This is a genomic window from Campylobacter avium LMG 24591, from assembly GCF_002238335.1.
GTDB lineage: Bacteria > Campylobacterota > Campylobacteria > Campylobacterales > Campylobacteraceae > Campylobacter_D > Campylobacter_D avium.
Window position 1 is genome coordinate 848,627 of sequence record NZ_CP022347.1, and the last position, 19,869, is coordinate 868,495.

The window sequence follows — 19,869 nt, forward strand, 5'->3', positions numbered from 1 at the left end:
TTTTATCCTAACTTAGCTAATTGGTATAAAAAATTGATAATTTTTGTTAAGCTTGTAATACAAGGTATTTAAATCCATACTAAAGATGTTTTGTAAAGAAAAATCGAGCAAATCTTTTTTAAAGTATATAAACTGAAGCATGGCCTGCTTGTTTGATAGTTCTATTATCGGGTTTTTGCCTTTATTATTTATGATTTGAAGTTCTTTGTTGTATAGCTTTGAAAGGCTATTTATGTGTTCTATCAACTTTTTAGAGTCATTTTCAGGCTCGTAATGATACAGCAAAGCTTTTAGTTTTAGTTGTTTGCTTAAATCTATCATGAGATTTGCTTGGTTTTCTAGCTCGTTTTCGTTTGAATTTAAAATCACAGCTTCACTAAGCTCGTCAAAATCACAGTCACCTATCTTTAAAACAGGAATTTTAAGCTTAAATAATTCTGCTTTTCTTTTTTTGAAATTCTTATCGTCTATTATTATAAGCCCCAAATCATCATTCATAAGCATGCTTTTGATATTTTTCGTGCTTGTATTTTTATAATCAAAATAAACGGTTATAAAGGCCTTAGAATTTGATTTTAACTCATCATAAAGCTTAGAAAGCTTGACATTTATAACATGTATAAAAAGCCTTTTGCTAGATGTTTTGCTCTGCATCAACAAGGCTGCATTATAAGCTTTTAAAAGCTCATTTTCGCTACACAAAGCCATGTCCAAAAACAAGTATAAATTATTGCCAAAAGGTGAGGGAAACTGGCCTGTGCCGCCTTTGATATTATGATAAACTCCTTGTAAAACCGAGGGTTCGCCCACTAAAAGCAAGCTGTCATTAGGAATTATCATGGTTGATTGGCTTGGTACGAGAATTCTTTTATTTCTGTAAATTAGTGCTATTTTGTATTTTTTCTGCGATATAGACGAGATATGTCTATAAGCAAAAATGCTATAAGCTGGCACTTTTACCTCCATAATCTCTCCGATTGAAAGCCCTATATTATGAGCTAAATTTGGCACATCCGGCAAGAAAGATAATAAATACTCACTCAAAGAGCTTCTAACATCTACAAGATCGCATTTATCATCATTTATACTAAGCCCCCAAAAATCGACCAAAACTATATTTACTTCCTCATCAATCTGCCTTATATTGTCATAAACGGCTTTTACATCAAATTCCTCTTTCATATGTATAAAAACTTGGCTGTAAGAATTTTTCAAAAACAAAGTTTTTAGCTTACTAGCCGAGCTTGGGTCAAATTTTATAAATTTTATATACTCATTTTCTAGTTTTAAGTCTATTGAGTCCTCATTGTAATACACCACATCAAAATGATAATCAGAAGTTTTTTGCAAACAAAGCCTTTCTAAGAAATACTTTGCTAAAATTCCATCAAGTATGAGTAAAATTTGATTCATATAAACTCCAAAAGAAAAAGGCTAATTATAACAAATGGAATTTAAAATAAAACATAAAGATAGTAGAGCAAGAGTTTGCGAGATAAAAACAAGCCATAGTTCTTTTACAACTCCTATTTTTATGCCTGTTGGCACGGCTGCTTGTGTGAAAAGTCTTGATTTTTTAGACCTTTCTCTTATACTTGATGCAAAAATCATACTTGCAAACACTTATCATCTTTATTTGCGTCCGGGTGCTGACATAGTAGCTAAATTTAAGGGCTTACACGGCTTTACAGGCTTTTCAAGGTCTTTTTTAACAGATAGTGGGGGCTTTCAAGCCTTTTCATTAAGCAAAAATTCAAAACACAAAGAAGAAGGCATAGAATTTAAAAGCCACATAGACGGCTCAAGGCATTTTTTTACTCCTAAATCAGTGCTTGATACGCAATATCTTTTAAATTCAGATATTATGATGGTGCTTGATGACTTAGTTGCCTTGCCAAGTGATGAAAAAAGAGTGATCTTGTCCGTGCAAAGGACTATAAAATGGGCTAAAGAGTCCATAAACTATCATAAAGAAAGGCAAAGCAAAGGACTTAACCTAGATAATAACATCTTTGCCATCATACAAGGAGGCACTTCTTATGAGCAAAGAAAGCTTTGTGCCTTAGAGCTTTGCGAACTATCCTTTGACGGACTTGCTATAGGAGGACTTAGCGTAGGAGAGGAAAATGCTTTGATGTATGATACTGTTGAGGCTGTGAGTGAATTTATAGATGAGAATAGACCTAGATACTTAATGGGAGTTGGAACACCTGAAGATTTGGTAGAATGCGTTGAAAGAGGGGTGGATATGTTTGATTGCGTTATGCCTACTAGAAATGCTAGAAATGGCACTCTTTTTACAAATTTTGGCAAAATAAATATCAAAAAAGCTGAGTTTTTAAGAGATGAAAGGGCTATAGATGAAGATTGCAAGTGCTATACTTGCAAGAATTTTTCAAGAGGATATTTACATCATCTTTTTAGAGCAAAAGAGCTTACTTTTTTTAGACTTGCAAGTTTGCATAATTTGCATTATTATTTAAGCTTAGTAAAAGCTATGCAAGAAGCCATTTTAAAAGATAGTTTTTCGGAGTTTAAAAAAGAATTTTATGCTAAAAGAAGTTTAAGTTAAGGAAAATTCGCTATAATTTTGCTTTTTCTTGCGCTCATAGCTCAGCTGGATAGAGCATTTGATTGCGGTTCAAAAGGTCAGAGGTTCGAATCCTCTTGAGCGCGCCACTTAAAACACCGCCCAAAAGGCAGTGCTTTTTCAAGGCTTTTTGATTAAAAATCTAAGCACGGGTCCATCTTGATTTATCTCAAGCACCTCAAAACCTCTATTTTTAGCGTCATCCGGTATGGAATTTATGCTTTGAGGACAGTCGCATAAAACCTCTAATATTTCTCCAGTTTTCAGTTCAGCTAGAGCGTCTATGGTAGCCATAGCAGGATAAGGACAAGCCTCACCTTGTAAATTTAAAGTATAAGTTATATTCATCTTTGTATCCTTTTGAAAAAATATCTTTTATAAGCTAATGCTAAGATAAGCATAGAAAGTAAAAAGAGCAAGTTTAAAGCAAGCCCACCTAAATTTGAAAAGCTATCAAGAAGATTTATCTTTACGCCCTCCTTAAAGCCTTGCGGAAAGAAATCATAACTTAAGGCTAGTATCATAGTTCCTGCTATGTTAGCAGCTCCAACTATCATAAAATGACTTTGTCCCTCCCACATTCTATAAGCCCAGCCGCACTCGCAAGCTCCGGCAAAAACTATACCAAAGCCAAACAAAAAAGCTCCCATAGCCACGCTTAAAGAAAGCTGAGTAAGCTTTGGCTCGTGCCCATAAAGAGTAAAGGCAAAGGCTATGATAGTAGCTATCATCATACCTATGATAGCACCTTTTATGGCTGAATCTCTACCAAATAAAAACAGATCCCTAAAGCAAGAAGTAAAGCAAATTTGGCATTTTGATATGATAAAACCAAAGATAAAACCAAAAACTAAAGCTAAAGAAAGCATACTTTTTCTATCGCTAGGATTAATATCGTGGTAATTTATCAAAAGATAAAGCAGCCAAGAAAGAAAAAGAACAAAGACAAATATACCTAAGAAAAAGTAAAATTTAGCTCTTTTTTCGTGTATTTCTAAACCCTCATCCTTTTTATTTACCCTTACAAGTTTTGCTTTTGGTTTAAAAAATTTAGTATTTGTAAGCTTTACGGCTAGATAAATTCCAAGCACCATAAAAAGAGCAAAAAGCCAAGTATGCAAGGAAAAATAAGGAATGCCAGAGAAAAAATTTCCCAAATTACAACCAAAGGCAAGTCTGGCTCCAAAGCCTGAGAGCAGTCCTCCAACTATAGCTTGAAATACCCTTAAAGAACTAGCTGGTAAGCGAAATTTAACCTTATTTGCTAAGAGTGCTGCAACTATACAACCTATAGACATACCAAGAAGCATTATGCCTGAAATTCTAGTTGTTGCATTACCATGAAGTCCTAAATTTTGATAGTAAGAATAAGAGCTTAAATCAGCTCCAAAAAGCTCTAAAAATTCTCCTCCAAGTCTTGTCATCTCGCTAGTTACTCCCCAATTAACAGCAAAGATACCAAAATAAGCAGCAGAAAAAACTCCAAGTGCTATAAAACCTTTTTTATTTTCCCAAAAATTTATTAGATATTTTTGTTTAATTTCATTCAAATTTATCTCCTTAAAGAGTTAAAAAAACATTAAAAAACTTTAGTTTGAAAACCAGAATGTATATGTATATACTAAATGAGATTAAGAATTTTTGCACACAAAAGTGTGCATACAACAAGACATAGTACTTTTAAAAGAAGCAAGAAAAATAGACTTGATTTTAATGCTATTCATCCTCACTTCCTTTCATCTTAAGTTTAGCTTTCTTTTACAAGAAAAAGACTATAATTTTAGCAAAATTACATAAAAAAGTCAAATTTTATCCTAATTAAAAAGGAGTAATATGCAAGATTATGAAGGTTTTTATAAGGAAGCTAAGGAGCTTTTTAAAGGCAGGGTTTATAAGGATTATTTAAGATGTTTTGCTTATGGAGTTGATGCGAGTTGTTATGCCCTAACTCCAAAACTTGTGTGTTTATTAAAAAGCGAAGAAGAAGTGATAAGAGCCTTTGCTTTGTCTAAGAAGTATAATACCCCGCTTTGCTTTCGCGGTGCTGGTACTAGCTTAAGCGGTCAAAGCTCTTGTGATAGTATTTTAATCGTACTAGATTCTTCTTTTTCTAAGATAAAAATTTCAAAAAATGCAAGAAGCATAATGCTTGATGCAGGAGTTATAGGCTCTGATGCAAATTTAGCCTTGAAAGAATTTAATAAAAAAATAGGACCTGACCCAGCCACCATAGCAGCAGCACACATAGCTGGAATTGTAAATAACAACTCAAGCGGGATGTGTTGCGGGGTAAAGCAAAACTCATACAACACTATAAAATCCATTCGAGTGATACTAGCAGATGGCTTTTTACTTGATACCAGCGATGAAAAAAGCATAAGTGAGTTTAAAAAAACACATAAAAAGATGATTGATGAGCTTTTAGCCTTAAGGGCTGAAATTTTAAAAGATAAAGCCTTGCAAGAGCTTATAAGAAAAAAATACAAGATAAAAAATACCACAGGTTATAGCATAAATGCCTTGCTTGATTTTGAGGACATTATAGACATCATCACTCATCTTTTTGTGGGAAGCGAGGGCACACTTGGCTTTCTTTCAAGGGTGGAGCTTGAATGCGTAGAGGATAAGCCCTATAAAGCCTGTGCCTTGCTCTTTTATGAAGACATTATAAAAGCTTGTGAGGTCGTAAATACCCTAGCTTCTTTAAATGAGCTTATTAGCAGTGCTGAGATTATGGATTATGCTTGTTTAAAAACAGCTTCAAAATTTAAAGGAGTGCCTGAGTTTTTAAAATCTGTAAAAAAAGACACGGCTTGCATACTGATACAAACGGAAAATGATAATGAAAAACTTTTGGATGAAAATATACAAAAGATAAAAAATGCCCTAAGTGCTCATCCTAGTTCCTTGCCTTTACGTTTTTCAAAGGATGAAAAAGAATGTGCTTCTTGGTGGAAGATAAGAAAAGGACTTTTACCCATAGCTGCAAGTGCTAGAAAAAAAGGAACCTCTGTCATAACTGAGGATATTTGCTTTGAGCTAAAGGATCTTGCAAGAGGAATTTCAGAGCTTTTAGAGCTTTTTAAAAAGCACTCTTTTGCTGACAATGCCATTTTGCTAGGACACGCCTTGGCTGGAAATATGCACTTTATCATCACTCCAAATTTAAACGATAAAAAAGAATTTGAAAATTTCTCAAATTTAATCTCTGATATGGCTAAGATGATAGCTTCTTTTGGTGGCAGTATAAAAGCAGAGCACGGTACAGGCAGGATGATAGCTCCTTTTGTAGAGCTTGAATGGGGCAAAAAAGCTTATAAGATAAATAAAAAGATAAAAGAAATTTTTGATGAAAAAAGACTTATAAATCCCGATGTTATCATAAGTGATGATAAGGATATTTACAAAAAAAATATTAAAGAAATCACAGAGCTAGATCAAGAATTTTTAGAGGGCTGTATGGACTGCGGATTTTGCGAGAAAAATTGTCCATCAAATAAACTTAGCCTAAGTCCTAGACAAAGAATAGCCCTGCAAAGAGAGCTTAAAAGACTACAAAATTTAAAAGATGAGGATAGCAAAAAAAAGCTAAAAGAGCTAAAAAGAGGCTTAAAATACTTTTCAAATGAAACCTGTGCTGCTTGTTCTATGTGCGAAGAGCTTTGCCCTATAGGCATAGATACTGCGAGATTAGCATTAGAAGAAAGGAAAAAAAGCTCAAAATTTTCTCAAAAAATAGCCTCTTATGCTTATGAAAATTTTAGCACAAGCATAGATATGGCTAAATTTTCCTTAAAAACCAGCTCACTTTTTCATCTTAATAAGTTATCAAATTTTAGCATAAGCCTAAGAAAAAGCCTAAAATTTACTCCTGCTACTAGAAAATTTATGCCAAGAGCTAATTCATACGAGCTAAAAAACAAGCATTTTAGCAAGGAAAAGTCTGTGATTTATTTTACAAGCTGTATAAATAGAGCCTTTGCACCGTCACACTTAGCAAATGATAAAAGAAGCATACAAGAAGTCTTTGAAAATATCTGTAAAAAGGCTTTTATATCTGTGCTTTATCCAAAGGAGATAAAAACTATGTGTTGTGGCAAGGCTTTTGAAAACTATGAAGATATAATGCAAAAAAATTTAGAAAAAAATAAAAGCATACTAAAAAAACTAAGCAAAAATGGCACTATACCCATAGTCATAGATCACTCAGCCTGTAGTGCAAGGCTTATAAAGGACTTAAAAGCTGAGTTTTTAATCTATGATCTAAGCACATATTTACTTAAAGAAGTTTTACCAAGACTTGAGCTAAGGTGCTTGGATGAGGATATAGCACTTTATTCTATGTGTGCATCTAAAAAGATGGGTATAGATTTAGATATGAAAGAACTTGCTAAAAAATGCACCAGCAAAAGAATTTTAGAGCACAACACAGCTTGTTGCGGTTTTGCTGGGTATAAGGGCTTTTTTACGCCAGAGCTTAATATAAATGCCACAAAAAACTTAGCTAGATTTTATGAGGATAAGAATGTAAATTTAGCCTTTTCAAGCTCAAGCACTTGCGAGATAGGCTTAAGTGACGCTACAAACATATCTTGGCAGCATATAGTCTATCTTTTAGATAAGGTAAGCGAGGTAAAAAATGATAGATGAGATACTTAAGTTAAATGTGCGGGTTGTAGCTGCTAGTAAGTATGTGGATGCTAAGGCTATAAGGGAAAAATTTAAGCAAGGAATTTTAGAATTTGGAGAAAATCAGGTCAAAGCTCTTGCTTTAAAAAAAGAGGAGCTAAAGGATTTGCCTATAAAATGGCACTTTATAGGAAATTTACAAAGCAATAAAATAAATCTTTTACTAAAACAAAGACCTATTTTATGGCAGTCTTGCAATGGCTTAAAGTTAGCAAGGGCTGTAAATAAGAGGCTTGATTATGAGCTTGATACCTTGCTTGAGATAAATTCAGCCAATGAGCTTTCTAAAACAGGGCTTGATATTCAAAAAGCACTTGATGAGTATTTGCAAATCAAAGAAGAATGTAAAAATATAAGGCTTTGTGGGGTGATGAGCATAGGTGCAAACAGTGCTGATAAAAAAGAAATTCAAAAAAGCTTTGAAGCCACATATAAACTTTATGAAAAGCTTCAAAAATACGGAGCAAACATTTGCTCTATGGGAATGAGCTCGGATTATGAGCTGGCTATAAAATGCGGTTCAAATATGATAAGACTTGGTTCTATCTTGTTTAAGAACGGTTCTTAAATTTTAAAGCCAAAATTAAATTTCGTAAAACAAAATGTATTGTTTTGATTTTTTTGTTAAAATCAAGAAAAATTTTAAGAAAGACTTCTATGGATAACTACGAATACAGCGAATTATTAAAAACCCTTCAAAATAAGGTGGATAACATAAGATCCATCATAAACCCAGATCAAGGCTTAAAAAGATTAAAAGAAATAAGCGAACTTGAAAATTCGCCTGATTTTTGGCAGGATGTAAAAAGAGCTGGAATTTTAGGCAAGGAAAAAACAAAGCTTGAAAACTTGTTAAAGCAGTATGAAAATGCTAAAAATTCCATAAATGACGCAAAAGAACTTTTTGATTTAGCGAATTTAGAAAATGATGAGGAGACTTTAAAAGCACTTTTTGAGGATAGTAAAAATTTAGAAGAAAGCATAGTAAGTCTTGAAATAGCTATGCTTTTAAGCGATGAAAAAGATAGTAAAAATGCTATAGTTAGCATACATCCAGGAGCAGGTGGCACTGAGAGCAATGACTGGGCTTCTATGCTTTATAGAATGTATCTTAGATTTTGCGAGAGGGAGGGTTTTAAGGTAGAAACTTTGGACTTTCAAGAGGGCGAGGAAGCAGGTATAAAGGATGTGAGTTTTTTGGTAAAGGGCGATAATGCTTATGGCTATTTAAAGGCTGAAAATGGCATACACCGCCTAGTTAGAACCTCTCCTTTTGATAGTGCAGGTAGAAGACATACAAGTTTTTGTAGTGTTATGGTAAGTGCTGAACTTGATGATGATATAGAAATAGATATAGAAGATAAGGATATAAGGATAGATTATTACAGAGCCAGTGGAGCAGGGGGCCAGCATATAAATAAAACAGAATCAGCTGTTAGAATTACGCATTTTCCAAGCGGTATAGTAGTGCAGTGTCAAAACGATCGCTCCCAGCATAAAAATAAAGCCACAGCTATGAAAATGCTTAAATCAAGGCTTTATGAACTAGAACTTATGAAACAAGAAGCGCAAAATAATGCTGGCGAAAAAAGCGATATAGCCTGGGGACATCAGATAAGATCTTATGTGCTTTTTCCTTACCAACAAGTCAAAGACAACCGCTCAAATGAAGCTTTTAGCAATGTAGAAGCCATCTTAGACGGAGACATAAAAAAACTGATAGAGGGTGTTTTGATAGCTCTGAAATCTTAAATTTAGGTTTTATTCTAGAGTATTATTTTAAAGTGATATAAAGAAAATATAGACTTTAATGCTAAGGTTGAATATGGGGTGAGGTTTTAGTTTGTCTTGAGTTGTTGTGAAATAAAACTCTGACGCGAAAGGAAAGTTTCGTGTTAGAGGTGATTAGATTATAATTTAGATAATTTAGATAATTAGGAGCAAGTTTTCTTGCTCCTTGAAAAATCCTAAGAGTTTAAAACTCTTTTAATCATCAAATTTTTGACCTATAACATTACCATTAGCATCAGTATAAACTTCCATCATATTGTTAAATTTGAACTTGTAGCCATTTATGGTTCTGTCAATTTCTATGATTTGAGCATTTGGCTGCGAAGCTTTTACCTTTGATGTTACAGCATTTGGCAAGAAGGTTGTAGGTATAGGCTTATATCTTCCGTCTATATCAGTCCAATCACCATTTATGTTAAATTCTATCTTTGTTCCGTCTGAAAGGTCTATATCATAAGAAGTCATATCTCTTTCAGCAAACATTATGTTAGCACCTTTGAAGTGTTGTTTTACAAAGCTATGAATTTTAGCCGGTAGGGTATTTGGCGCAACAGCCATATCCGCAAGCAAAGAACTCGCACAAAACAAAGTAACCAAAGCTACAACTTTTAACTTTTTCATATTTTCTCCTTAAAGTGAATTTATGCTGTAATGATACCCATAGTATGTGAAGATTGTGTGAATGGAAAATGAAGTGAAAGTGAATTTTAAAAAGTGGAGCGGGAAACGAGGTTCGAACTCGCGACCCCAACCTTGGCAAGGTTGTGCTCTACCACTGAGCTATTCCCGCAAAGAAGTGTAATTTTATATTAAAAGACGTTAAAAGTCAAGCATTTTTATGAGTTTTATCTCCTCATTTTCTTTTATGCTTTCCTTAAAATAATCGCTAATGAAAATATAAGAATTTCTAGCCAAAACAGTGATTTTAGCAGCAGATAAGCTCATATCTGGTATAAAATACCCATTTTCTAGCTCGCCAAGCAAGATATTATTTCTTTTATTTTTTAATCTTATCTCATCCTTGCACTTAGCACTTATAAACTCAAACTCAAAATTTGCACCAAGCAAGCTAAAAATCAAAGTCTTAGCAAAGAAAAATAAAGAAAAAAGCGCCGAGACCGTGTTTCCTGGCAAGACAAGCACGAAATTAGAATTTTTACAAAATAGCTTCGTTGGCTTTATAAATTTAGCCTCGGTTTTGCTAAATATCTCTTTAAATGACAACTCCTCTAAGGCCTGTTTCATAAAGTCAGCCTCTCCTACGCTAGCACCGCCGCTTGTAATCACAATGTCGTATTTATCGGTACCTAGTGCTTGTTTGATACTATCTAACTTATCTTTTATAATGCCAAGATAGCTTATGTTTAGATTTTCATTGCCAAGCATGGCTATGATAGCACTTGCGTTGGCATTATAAATTTGAAAATCTTCTTTTTTTTGCGAGGGCTCAACCACTTCATTTCCGCTTGAAAAAACGGCTATATTTAGTTTTTTAGCCACCTTTAGCTTTGAAATTCCTTGAGAGGCTAAAAGAGCTATGCGTGCTGAGTTTAAAATTTCACCTTTTTTAAGCAATAATTCATCTTTTTTAAACTCCTCACCCCTTATCCTAACAGCATTAAAGGCCTTTATGTCCTTTTTTACGATGAGTTTGCCATCTTTTATAAGCTCATCTTCTATCATTAACACCGTATCTGCATTGTTTGGAATTTTAGCACCGGTCATTATTTTATAAGCTTCATTTTTGCCAAGTTCATATTCCTTAAAATCCCCCGCAAAAATGCTGCCTTTTATGTTTAAAGGCTCATCCTTATCTTCAAAAGCAAAGACATAACCATCAAGTGCGCTGTTGGAAAAGCTAGGCGAGTCAAAATTCGCACTTATGTCCTCAAACAAAACGCGGTTTTTAGCCTCCTGTATGCTTACAAACTCAAATTCATCTCTAGCTTCTATGTGTTTTTTTAGCAAGGCAAGCTGGGCAAATAAATCACTCATTCTTCAAGTCTTTTGATATTCACACCAAGTGATTTTAATTTCTCCTCAAGCCTTTCATAGCCTCTGTCTAAATGATAAATTCTATGAACCCTGCTTGTGCCTTTTGCTGCAAGTGCTGCTAGTATCAGTGCTGATGAGGCTCTTAAATCAGTGGCCATAACATCAGCAGCGTTTAGTTCTTTAGCTCCGTTTATGGTGGCTATGTGTCCATTTAGCCTTATGTCAGCGCCCATTCTTAAAAGCTCGCTTACATGCATAAAGCGGTTCTCAAAAAGCCTTTCATCTATGATACTTGTTCCCTCAGCTTTCAAGGCAAGTGCCATAAACTGTGCTTGCATATCGGTTGGAAAGCCCGGGTATTCGCTTGTTAGAATTTCAACAGCTTGTATTTTTTTGGCTGGTATTATGGTGATTTCATCATCTTTTGTTTGTATGCCAAAGCCCATTTGCTGAAATTTGGCCAAAACTGCGTTTAAGTGTTCGTGTTTTGCTTTTTTAACTGTGATTTTTGAATTTGTAATGGCGCCCGCACAAAGATATGTCCCAGCTTCTATCCTATCAGGAATAACTGATATTTCTTTAAAGTCTAAAAGTTCGCCGTCCGTGCCATAAATTTCAAGCTCATCGCTGCCTATGCCCTTTATATCAAGTCCGGCCTCTTTTAAAACCTCGCAAAGCTGCACAACCTCAGGTTCTTTCGCAGCATTTATAATCCTTGTTTTGCCCTTGGCCAAAGCCGCTGCCATTATGATGTTTTCGCTACCGGTAACTGTTATTTTATCAAATACAATCTCAGCACCCTTTAACTCCCCGCTAGCTACCACATAACCTTGCTTTATGGCTATATTTGCTCCCATTTTTTCAAGTGCTAAAAGGTGTAAATCAATAGGCCTTTGCCCTATGGCACAGCCGCCTGGCAAGGATACTTCGCATTCTTTAAACCTAGCAAGCAAGGGACCTAGCGTGAGTATAGAAGCTCTCATCTTTCTTACTATGTCGTATTTTGCCTTTGTGCTGTTTAATGTGCTTGTGTCTATCTTTGCTTCGTGGTTTTCAAAGCTAAAATTTGCCCCTAAATTCTTAAGTAGCAAAAAAAGAGTGTTTATGTCTGCAACATTTGGGATATTTTTGATATTTACTTCATTTTTGGCTAGTATGCTAGATACGATGAGGGGTAGGGCGGCGTTTTTAGCGCCACTTATCTCAACATAACCATTTAATGAATTTGTTCCTTCAATCTCTAAATAATACATAATTTTCCTTTGCAAAGTAAAAGCAAATTATACTATAATTTGCTATTTTATTTGAGGTTTTTTGGTGAATACTTATAAGTTTGGCGTTGCTTTGGTGATAATTGGTGCTGTGTTTTGGGCTTCATCTGGCGTTATGGCCGAGTCTTTGTTTAGAAAAGCATATGAAGTTGAGTGGGTGAGCTTTTATAGATTATTGCTAACAGGCATAATTTTATCCATTTTTTCGTTCAAGAAAAGCAGAATGCAAATTTTTAAAGATAGGGCCGAGTTTTTATCTTTGGCATTATTTGGCTTTTTTGGCCTTTTAATGACGCAGTATTCTTATTTTAAGGCTATTGATTATTTAGACGCTGGAACGGCCACGATGATACAGTATTCAGCTCCCATTTTTATAATGCTCATACTTTGCGTAAAAGAAAGGGTTTTTCCTAAGAAATTTGATGTTTTGGCTTTGATTTTACTTGTTGTGGCTATGTTTTTATTGGCTTTTAAAGGTGATTTTTCTCTTGCAAAATTTAATTTTTGGGGAATTTTTTGGGGTCTTTTAGGAGCTTTTGGCGTGGTTTATTACTCCTTAGGAGCTAGAAAAATCATAATAAAATACGGAGTTATCTTTGTTATGGCCTATGCTTCTTTGATAGGAGCTTTGGCCATGTTTTTTTGCCTGGGTTTTGAAATTCCGCTTGCAAAATTTGAGCTAAGCGGCTACATAACTATGTTTGGTATAGTTTTAATAGGCACCATAGGTGCTTTTTGCTTATATCTTAAAGGACTTGAGATTATAGGAGCTATTAAAGCCAGTATGATAGCTTGTTTGGAACCTGTTGTGGCTGCCTTGATGACTTGTCTTTTACTAGGAACTGTTTATACTTATCTTGACATCATAGCCTTTTGTATGATTATCTTTAGCGTGTACTTAAATTCAAAAAGCAAATAAAACCTATTAATTTACATTGCGCGCCCAAAATATAAATAAATCTTGCGAAAATCTTTAAAAAATTCTCTCGTGCGTGATACCGTCATCTGTTCTTAAATTTAAGCCAAAAAGAAGCGATAAAAGCAAAATCACAAAAACTAGCACGCAAAAACTCGCTAGCACTTAGCAGATAAATTCAAACAATCACTTTTTCAAATATAGCTAAAATAGGCTTTCTTAGGTTTTTATGTTTCTAAAGGATACAATCAAGCTTAATTAATACTTAATTTATTTTCAAAAATACACAGAAAATACTACTTTTCTTGTATTATATTTCTAAGCAAATCAAACGAAAGGATTAACTATGAAAAAAGTTCCAACCCGTGATGAAGCTATAAAAAAATTTAGGAATTTTGTTACTTTTAGAAACAAAATTTCAATTTTTTTATCTTTAGTTATCATAGTTTTGTATTACCTATTTACGATAGGTATAGGTGCTTTCCCAAATCTTTTAGGTTTTAGCATAGGACCTAGCTCTATAAGCGTTGGGATTGTTTATGGACTTGCTTTGATTATCATATCAGTCATTAGCACAGGGCTTTACACTTTTTTTGCCAATCAGCATTTTGACAAAGTTCAAAAAGAAATTTTAGAAGATTTGCAAGATAGCGGTGCCTTGAAAGACTTGCAAGACGGAAAGGTGTAGATATGAAAAAGATTTTATTAGCTTTATTTTTTGCTTCAAATTTATTTGCAGCAGCCATAGAAACAGGTGGTGCAAAGTCAGAGTTTAATCCAATAGCAGTTACTATGTTTGCTATCTTTGTTATTGCTACTTTGGGGATTACTTATTATTCAAACAAAAAATCCCAATCAGCAAGCAGCTTTTACACGGCCGGCGGAAACATAACAGGCATGCAAAACGGCACGGCAATAGCTGGTGATTTCATGAGTGCTGCCTCTTTCCTAGGAATTACCGCACTTGTTTTTACAAACGGATTTGATGGGCTTATTTACTCCATAGGATTTTTGGTTGGTTGGCCTATAGTTTTATTTTTAATAGCTGAAAAATTCAGGAATTTAGGCAAATTTACCTTTGCAGATATAACAGCTTACAGACTTGATGTAAAACCTATTCGTATTATATCAGCAATTTCAGGGCTTTGTGTGATTGTATTTTATCTCATAGCGCAAATGGTCGGAGCAGGGCAGCTCATACAAGTGCTTTTTGGCTTGCCTTACACTGTGGCTGTGATTATAGTCGGTATTTTAATGATATGTTATGTTGTTTTTGGCGGAATGCACGCAACTACTTGGGTGCAAATAATTAAGGCTATTATGCTTTTACTAGGAACCACTTTTATGGCTTTGATGATTTTGTATTTGACTAAATTTGACTTGTCTTATTATTTTTCACAAGCCATACAAAATCACCCAAAAGGTGCTAGTATAATGCTTCCAGGAACTTTCTTGCCCGACACAGTTTCAGCTGTTTCTTTGGGACTTGCCTTGATGTTTGGAACTGCTGGGCTTCCTCATATCTTGATGAGATTTTTCACAGTTAAGGACGCGAAAGAGGCTAGAAAGTCTGTATTTTACGCTACCGGTTTGATAGGGTATTTTTACATCCTTACCTTTATCATAGGCTTTGGAGCTATAGCTCTTTTAATGGGCAATCCAGAATACACAAACGCTGATGGAAGCTTTAACGGTGCTACTAATATGGTGGCAGTTATTTTGGCTAAGGCTATTGGTGGGGATTATTTCTTGGGCTTTATTTCAGCTGTTGCATTTGCAACTATTTTAGCTGTTGTTGCCGGACTTGCTATATCAGGAGCTGGAGCTATATCTCACGATTTATTTGTAAATGTTTGCAAAAACGGAGTGTGCGATCCTAAACTTGAAATGAGAGTTACAAAGATAGCTACGGTTGGACTTGGAATTTTAGCTATTATTCTTGGCATAGTTTTTGAAAATCAAAATGTCGCCTTTACGGTTGGACTTGCCTTCGCCATAGCAGCAAGTGTGAATTTCCCTATACTCTTACTAAGTATTTATTGGAGTGGCTTAACTACAAAGGGTGCTTTTTGGGGAGGTTTAATAGGGCTTGTAACCGTTATGTCTCTTGTTATACTTTCACCTAGTGTTTGGGTAAAAAGCTTTGGTTTTGCTGAGGCTATATTTCCTTATGATCACCCAGCCATCTTTTCTATGCCTTTAACCTTTGTCTTGGTTTATCTAATTTCTAAATTTGATAATTCTGCAAGGGCAAAGATTGATAGAGAGGGCTTTAAAGCACAAGACTTTAGAGCACAAAGCGGCGTTGGTATAAGCGAGGCCGTGGCACACTAAAATTATAGGGACAAGCTTTTGTCCCTATATGAATTTTTACTTTTTGCTTTGTCTTTCCTTAAATTCTTTTTTCAATCTCTTACTTTCAAAGTAAAATTTGATATACCCTCCCTTATACCAAGACTTATCAGCTTTCATAAGCGCAAGTCCTAGCTTATAAGTTAGACATTCCTTTTCTTTTAAGGCTGCTTCATAGTCTGGATATGAAGCTAAAGGAGGAAGCTTTAAAGAAGGATTTTTTGAAATTTTATCATTATAAGTTTTTTGCTCAGCCTTGTATTTTTCTTTTATATAAGATAAAACATAAGGAAGTCTTATGTAGCCCTTTATACTTTTTGAATTTAGTATTAAGGCTTGTCCAAGTTTATAAGCTAAGTGATTTTGCACTCTAAGTTTTGCACTTGTGTGTATATTTGGATAAGGATTTTTTGTATCTGCTAAAATTTGTTCTAAATCTCTTATTTTTTGATTTAATATTTTACTTTCTAATATATCTTTATGAGTAAAACCTAAATCTTTTTCTAGTATCTTATTTTTAAGTTCTTTTCTTTTTACCTTTTCTTCTAAAAACCTAATATTTAAGATTTTTTCTTTTTGTTCTGGTGAGTTTAGACTTTCTTTTAAAGAAGTATTTTCGTTTTTTAAGTTTGAAAGTTCATTTTCTAAATGAGCCTTTTGCTCATTAACTATACGTTTTAAGCTCTCTATATTTGCATTAGAAAAAACATTATTTAAAAAATCCTCGATTAATTCTTTATAAAAAACAGCATTAGGATATAGATGTAAGAAATCATACTCCTTTGAAGTCTGTATAAAATTCCCACTAAAGGCTATCTCATCAGCCTTGAATTCGCCCTTTACAAGTAAAATATCTACAAGTGCAAAATAATCTATATAATTTTTCTCGTGAAAATATCCTTGATTTAAGCTTTTATTATCCTCATTAAAATATATATAAGTTTCATCATCTATTATAAAGCTATCTTTAAAGGGCTGAAAATAAAAATAAGCATTAGATGAGACTATAAATTCCTTATTTTTGTTTTTAAATATAAGGCTAGAAGAAAGCCACCATTTGGACAAATCAAGTTTTTTATCAAAATTATAAGAAGTAAAACCTAGAATTTTATAGCCCTTATACTCTTTTGCTATCTTAAAGGCTGTATTTTTATCTAGCACATAGGCTTTTTGTTTACTAGCAATTATCTTTTTTTCTTTTAGCTCGCCTTTTGCAAGTTTCATATCCTTTGGACTTAAAAGCCTGTATTCTACATCTTTCTTTTTCAAAGTTAGTTTTTTAGGATATAAAAATTTATCTAAATTTTTAGCTATGTTTAAGCCAAGATCAAACATTATGCTCTTTAATTGGTGGTTATTATCCTTTGTGCAAAGGGTAAAAAAGTAGTTAATGTCATTTTCTAGATAGTATTTAAGCACATTTATATAATTAAAGCCATATTTATCACAAAAAAAACTATGGATATTTGCTATATCTATTTCTAAACTTATTTCGTTATTTTTCACATTAGAATTTGGTAAAAGCAGGACTAAAATTTTTGTATTTAGCTTATAAAGCTCTTCATACAAGCCTTGTATCAAGTTTATAAAATACTGCCTTGTATGCCATTTAGTATGATATACTATACCAAAATCACAAATATTTGTCTCAAGTATTATTAAATCAGCACTTTGTAAATGTTTTACCTCTTCTTCATGAAAAATTGCTCTCATCTTGCTTAATGATCCAGTGGCTCCCATAGATAAATTAACAAGTTCAACACCTTCTACACTAGAGAGCCCAGAATTTAGTCTAAAGGGCATACAAGAATTCGAAGCACCAAGCAGGACAATTTTTTTCATTTTCTTACCTTTTTAAATCTAGAGCTTATCTTAAGCTCATCTACAAAATCAATCTTAGCAGGTATTTTAAAAGCAGCTATTTTTTTAGCTTTTAAAAAGCTTTTTATCTCTTTTTTAAGCTCAAACATATCTCTTTTTTCCTCATCTTTTAAGACTATCTTAGCACAGACCATTTGTCCTGTTAGGGCATTAGTTTTGCCATAAACTAGGCAGTCTTTTACAAAATCAAGCTCCAAAAGCACAGCTTCAAGCTCCTGCGGCAAAACTTTTTCTCCTCCTACATTGATAAGCTCTTTGCTTCGCCCGATTATCTTTAGATACTGCTCGCCGTTAATTTCCTTAAGCTCCACCAAATCACCCGTAGCAAAATACCCATCCTTATCAAAAACCGAATTATCGGCGTTTATATAGCCAAGACTTTGGGTTTTGCTCTTTAAAAAAAGCTCATTATCTATTATTTTATACTCCACATTTTCAAGCTTTATGTAGTTTTCATAGCTTTTTGTTTGATTTATGCCTACCTCGCTTGTGCCAAAGGTTTGATGAAAACGAACCTTTGGAAATTCCTTTTTTAGTCTTTCTAGTAAGGATTCTGGCATTTTTTCCGTGCCATAAGTTATTAGCTTTAGTGAGCTTAAATCATATCTTTGTTTTAAATTTGAGAGTAAAAATAAATTCAAAAGCGAGGGCGAGGCCGGAAGTAGGGCGATTTTATATTTTTGTATGCAAGATGCTATTAGCTCTACATTTTTTCTATCCTTTATAGCAACGCCACAAGCTCCAAGACTTAAGCAGTTAAAAAGGGTGTTAAGCCCGCCTATATGATCAAACATCAAAAAAAGCAAGATATTCATCTTTTTTGCTTTTTTATCTAAAAAGGGCGAAAGTAACTTATCTAAGCTATGAACTATAGCCTTTGGTTTACCTGTGCTACCGCTTGAAAAAAGTATAAGTCCTGCCTCATCTTTTTTGATGAGTTCATTTATAAAATCGTGCTTAAAATTTGCATTTTCCTCATAAAATTTCAACTCTTTATCCTCATAAAGTGCGTAAATTCCAGCTTCTTTTATCTTATCTTTTATCTCATCATCTTTTATAAATGGAACTATTATCCTTTTTAGCTCAACACAGGCTAAGAAAAAACTCACACTATCAAGGTCAAAATCCCCGCGAAGTGCTAGAATTTTATCCTTGCTTATGTCTTTTATAAGGGCTAGTTTTTCTTTTACATTTTCTAGTAAATCCTTATAAGTAAAGCTTTCATCATCATAAATCAAGGCTATTTGCTTTTCATAGCCACAAAGTTTTTGTAAAAATTTAGAGCTAAACTCACTCATAAACCCCTCCTAAAAACACGGTTTGAGCTGTTATAAATTCACTTTTTTCATCTAAGAAAAAATTTATGACATTTAGCACATCCTCAAATTTCCCTAGTCTTTTTATGGCTTGTTTTTCTAATAACTCATCTATCTTTTGCTGCGGGATATTTTTTATAAGGTCAGTTTGTATGGGCGTTGGAGCTACGACATTTACCGTTATACCAAAAGGAGCTAACTCCTTAGCACAGGTTTGACTTAAATTTATGATAGCAGCCTTTGAAGCAGCGTAAACAGCCTCGCCCTCTAGCCTTAAAGCACTAGCAACCGTGCTAAAATTTACTATCCTATAAGGATATGCCTTTTCTTGCTTTTTATAATTTATGGACATTAGCTTAGCAACCTCTCTTAAAAGCAAAAAAGAGCCAAAAACATTTGTTTTAAAAACAGATTCAAGACTTTTAAAAGGAGTTGTTAAGCAGTGGTTCATCGCTGCAATACCCGCATTATTTAAAAGCACATCTATGCCTTGAAATTCAAGCTTAATCTGCCTTATCATAGAAGCAACAGCCTTTTCATCGCTTATATCAAGACTAAAATGCCTGTAGTTTTGATGAGATATAGAGCCCTCTTTTCTAGAACAGCCACAAACTATGTGTCCCTTGTCTAAAAAATGCTGGGCTAAAAACTTGCCTATGCCTTTTCTAGTGCCTGTTATGAGTATGATTTTTGACATTAAAGTTCTTTTATCTTGCTATCAACATAGGCTATTAGTGAGCCTACATCTTTGAGCGGCGAATTTTTCGCACTCATCATCTTATCATCAGCTAGCACAACTTCCTTATCTAGTTTTTGAGAAAAAAAGTCCTCAAGCTCAGCTACAAGCCTTACCATGCCAAGAGAATCAAGCTTCCCGCCAAAGCCGGTGTAAATTTTTGTCTGCTCGTTAGCATTTTTAAAGTCCTCTATCTCGTAATCATCTGCAAGTGAGGCTAAAAGCTCTAAAACAAGACTTTTTGTATCCATTTTAATCCTTTCTTAAAAAAATATTTTATTTGTACAAAAAAAAAAAAAACGATTTGCAAACAAAGTTAAATTTCACACTGT

At 33.9% G+C, this 19,869-nt stretch carries 17 protein-coding genes and 2 tRNA genes; 8 read left to right on the forward strand and 11 right to left on the reverse strand.

Annotated features, from left to right (window positions below; translation table 11 throughout):
- Positions 1 to 12: 12 nt before the first annotated feature.
- Positions 13 to 1,413, reverse strand: a complete 1,401-nt coding sequence (locus CAV_RS04285) for a COG3400 family protein (RefSeq protein ID WP_094325272.1) — start codon at positions 1,411 to 1,413, stop codon at positions 13 to 15.
- A gap of 34 nt (positions 1,414 to 1,447) precedes the next feature.
- On the opposite strand from CAV_RS04285, the gene tgt reads away from it, so the two are divergent.
- On the forward strand, positions 1,448 to 2,572 hold the full coding sequence (tgt, locus tag CAV_RS04290; RefSeq protein WP_094325273.1) for a tRNA guanosine(34) transglycosylase Tgt: 1,125 nt from the start codon (positions 1,448 to 1,450) through the stop codon (positions 2,570 to 2,572).
- 30 nt (positions 2,573 to 2,602) lie between these two features.
- Positions 2,603 to 2,679, forward strand: a tRNA-Arg gene (locus tag CAV_RS04295).
- Between the two features lie 31 nt (positions 2,680 to 2,710).
- Here the strand turns inward: CAV_RS04295 and yedF are convergent.
- Complete coding sequence (gene yedF / locus CAV_RS04300; protein ID WP_094325274.1) at positions 2,711 to 2,938, reverse strand: sulfurtransferase-like selenium metabolism protein YedF; 228 nt, start codon at positions 2,936 to 2,938, stop codon at positions 2,711 to 2,713.
- Positions 2,935 to 4,140, reverse strand: a complete 1,206-nt coding sequence (gene yedE / locus CAV_RS04305; RefSeq protein ID WP_094325275.1) for a selenium metabolism membrane protein YedE/FdhT — start codon at positions 4,138 to 4,140, stop codon at positions 2,935 to 2,937. Before yedE ends, yedF begins: the two co-directional genes overlap by 4 nt.
- Before the next feature lie 283 nt (positions 4,141 to 4,423).
- Between yedE and CAV_RS04310 the strand changes: the two genes are divergently transcribed.
- The 3 genes from CAV_RS04310 (at position 4,424) to prfB (ending at position 9,031) form a co-directional block, all read left to right on the forward strand.
- Positions 4,424 to 7,240 carry an FAD-binding and (Fe-S)-binding domain-containing protein gene (locus CAV_RS04310; protein WP_094325276.1) on the forward strand — a complete coding sequence of 939 codons (2,817 nt, stop codon included), beginning with the start codon at positions 4,424 to 4,426 and terminating at the stop codon, positions 7,238 to 7,240.
- Positions 7,230 to 7,847 carry a YggS family pyridoxal phosphate-dependent enzyme gene (locus CAV_RS04315; RefSeq protein WP_094325277.1) on the forward strand — a complete coding sequence of 206 codons (618 nt, stop codon included), beginning with the start codon at positions 7,230 to 7,232 and terminating at the stop codon, positions 7,845 to 7,847. The genes CAV_RS04310 and CAV_RS04315 overlap by 11 nt, the downstream gene beginning before the upstream one ends.
- A gap of 89 nt (positions 7,848 to 7,936) precedes the next feature.
- Positions 7,937 to 9,031 (forward strand): peptide chain release factor 2, encoded by a 1,095-nt coding sequence (gene prfB / locus CAV_RS04320; protein WP_094325278.1) that lies wholly within the window; start codon positions 7,937 to 7,939, stop codon positions 9,029 to 9,031.
- A 234-nt stretch (positions 9,032 to 9,265) separates the two neighbouring features.
- On the opposite strand, the gene CAV_RS04325 is transcribed toward prfB, so the two are convergent.
- From CAV_RS04325 to murA, 4 genes are all read right to left on the reverse strand, one after another.
- Positions 9,266 to 9,691 carry a PepSY-like domain-containing protein gene (locus tag CAV_RS04325; RefSeq protein ID WP_094325279.1) on the reverse strand — a complete coding sequence of 142 codons (426 nt, stop codon included), beginning with the start codon at positions 9,689 to 9,691 and terminating at the stop codon, positions 9,266 to 9,268.
- A 94-nt stretch (positions 9,692 to 9,785) separates the two neighbouring features.
- A tRNA-Gly gene (locus CAV_RS04330) sits at positions 9,786 to 9,860 on the reverse strand.
- A 29-nt stretch (positions 9,861 to 9,889) separates the two neighbouring features.
- Complete coding sequence (locus CAV_RS04335; RefSeq protein ID WP_094325280.1) at positions 9,890 to 11,065, reverse strand: molybdopterin molybdotransferase MoeA; 1,176 nt, start codon at positions 11,063 to 11,065, stop codon at positions 9,890 to 9,892.
- Complete coding sequence (gene murA, locus CAV_RS04340; protein WP_094325281.1) at positions 11,062 to 12,318, reverse strand: UDP-N-acetylglucosamine 1-carboxyvinyltransferase; 1,257 nt, start codon at positions 12,316 to 12,318, stop codon at positions 11,062 to 11,064. Before murA ends, CAV_RS04335 begins: the two co-directional genes overlap by 4 nt.
- Positions 12,319 to 12,382: 64 nt before the next feature.
- Here murA and CAV_RS04345 point away from each other — a divergent pair, with 64 nt between their 5' ends.
- The 3 genes from CAV_RS04345 (at position 12,383) to CAV_RS04355 (ending at position 15,586) form a co-directional block, all read left to right on the forward strand.
- Positions 12,383 to 13,255, forward strand: a complete 873-nt coding sequence (locus CAV_RS04345) for a DMT family transporter (RefSeq protein ID WP_261786969.1) — start codon at positions 12,383 to 12,385, stop codon at positions 13,253 to 13,255.
- Between the two features lie 343 nt (positions 13,256 to 13,598).
- Positions 13,599 to 13,940, forward strand: a complete 342-nt coding sequence (locus CAV_RS04350; RefSeq protein WP_094325282.1) for a DUF485 domain-containing protein — start codon at positions 13,599 to 13,601, stop codon at positions 13,938 to 13,940.
- Positions 13,941 to 13,942: 2 nt separating this feature from the next.
- A complete protein-coding gene (locus CAV_RS04355) occupies positions 13,943 to 15,586 on the forward strand; it encodes a cation acetate symporter (protein WP_094325283.1) in 1,644 nt (547 codons plus the stop codon).
- Positions 15,587 to 15,622: 36 nt separating this feature from the next.
- Here CAV_RS04355 and CAV_RS09035 read toward each other — a convergent pair whose 3' ends face one another.
- Genes CAV_RS09035 through CAV_RS04375 form a run of 4 tightly spaced genes read right to left on the reverse strand, consistent with a single transcriptional unit; the run spans position 15,623 to position 19,788 of the window.
- The gene (locus CAV_RS09035; protein ID WP_094325284.1) at positions 15,623 to 17,446 is read right to left on the reverse strand and encodes a hypothetical protein; all 1,824 of its coding nucleotides are present in this window, start codon (positions 17,444 to 17,446) and stop codon (positions 15,623 to 15,625) included.
- On the reverse strand, positions 17,443 to 18,783 hold the full coding sequence (locus CAV_RS04365) for an ANL family adenylate-forming protein (RefSeq protein ID WP_094325285.1): 1,341 nt from the start codon (positions 18,781 to 18,783) through the stop codon (positions 17,443 to 17,445). The genes CAV_RS09035 and CAV_RS04365 overlap by 4 nt, the downstream gene beginning before the upstream one ends.
- Positions 18,776 to 19,498, reverse strand: a complete 723-nt coding sequence (locus tag CAV_RS04370; protein ID WP_094325286.1) for an SDR family NAD(P)-dependent oxidoreductase — start codon at positions 19,496 to 19,498, stop codon at positions 18,776 to 18,778. Before CAV_RS04370 ends, CAV_RS04365 begins: the two co-directional genes overlap by 8 nt.
- The gene (locus CAV_RS04375; RefSeq protein ID WP_094325287.1) at positions 19,498 to 19,788 is read right to left on the reverse strand and encodes a hypothetical protein; all 291 of its coding nucleotides are present in this window, start codon (positions 19,786 to 19,788) and stop codon (positions 19,498 to 19,500) included. The genes CAV_RS04370 and CAV_RS04375 overlap by 1 nt, the downstream gene beginning before the upstream one ends.
- Positions 19,789 to 19,869: the final 81 nt, after the last annotated feature.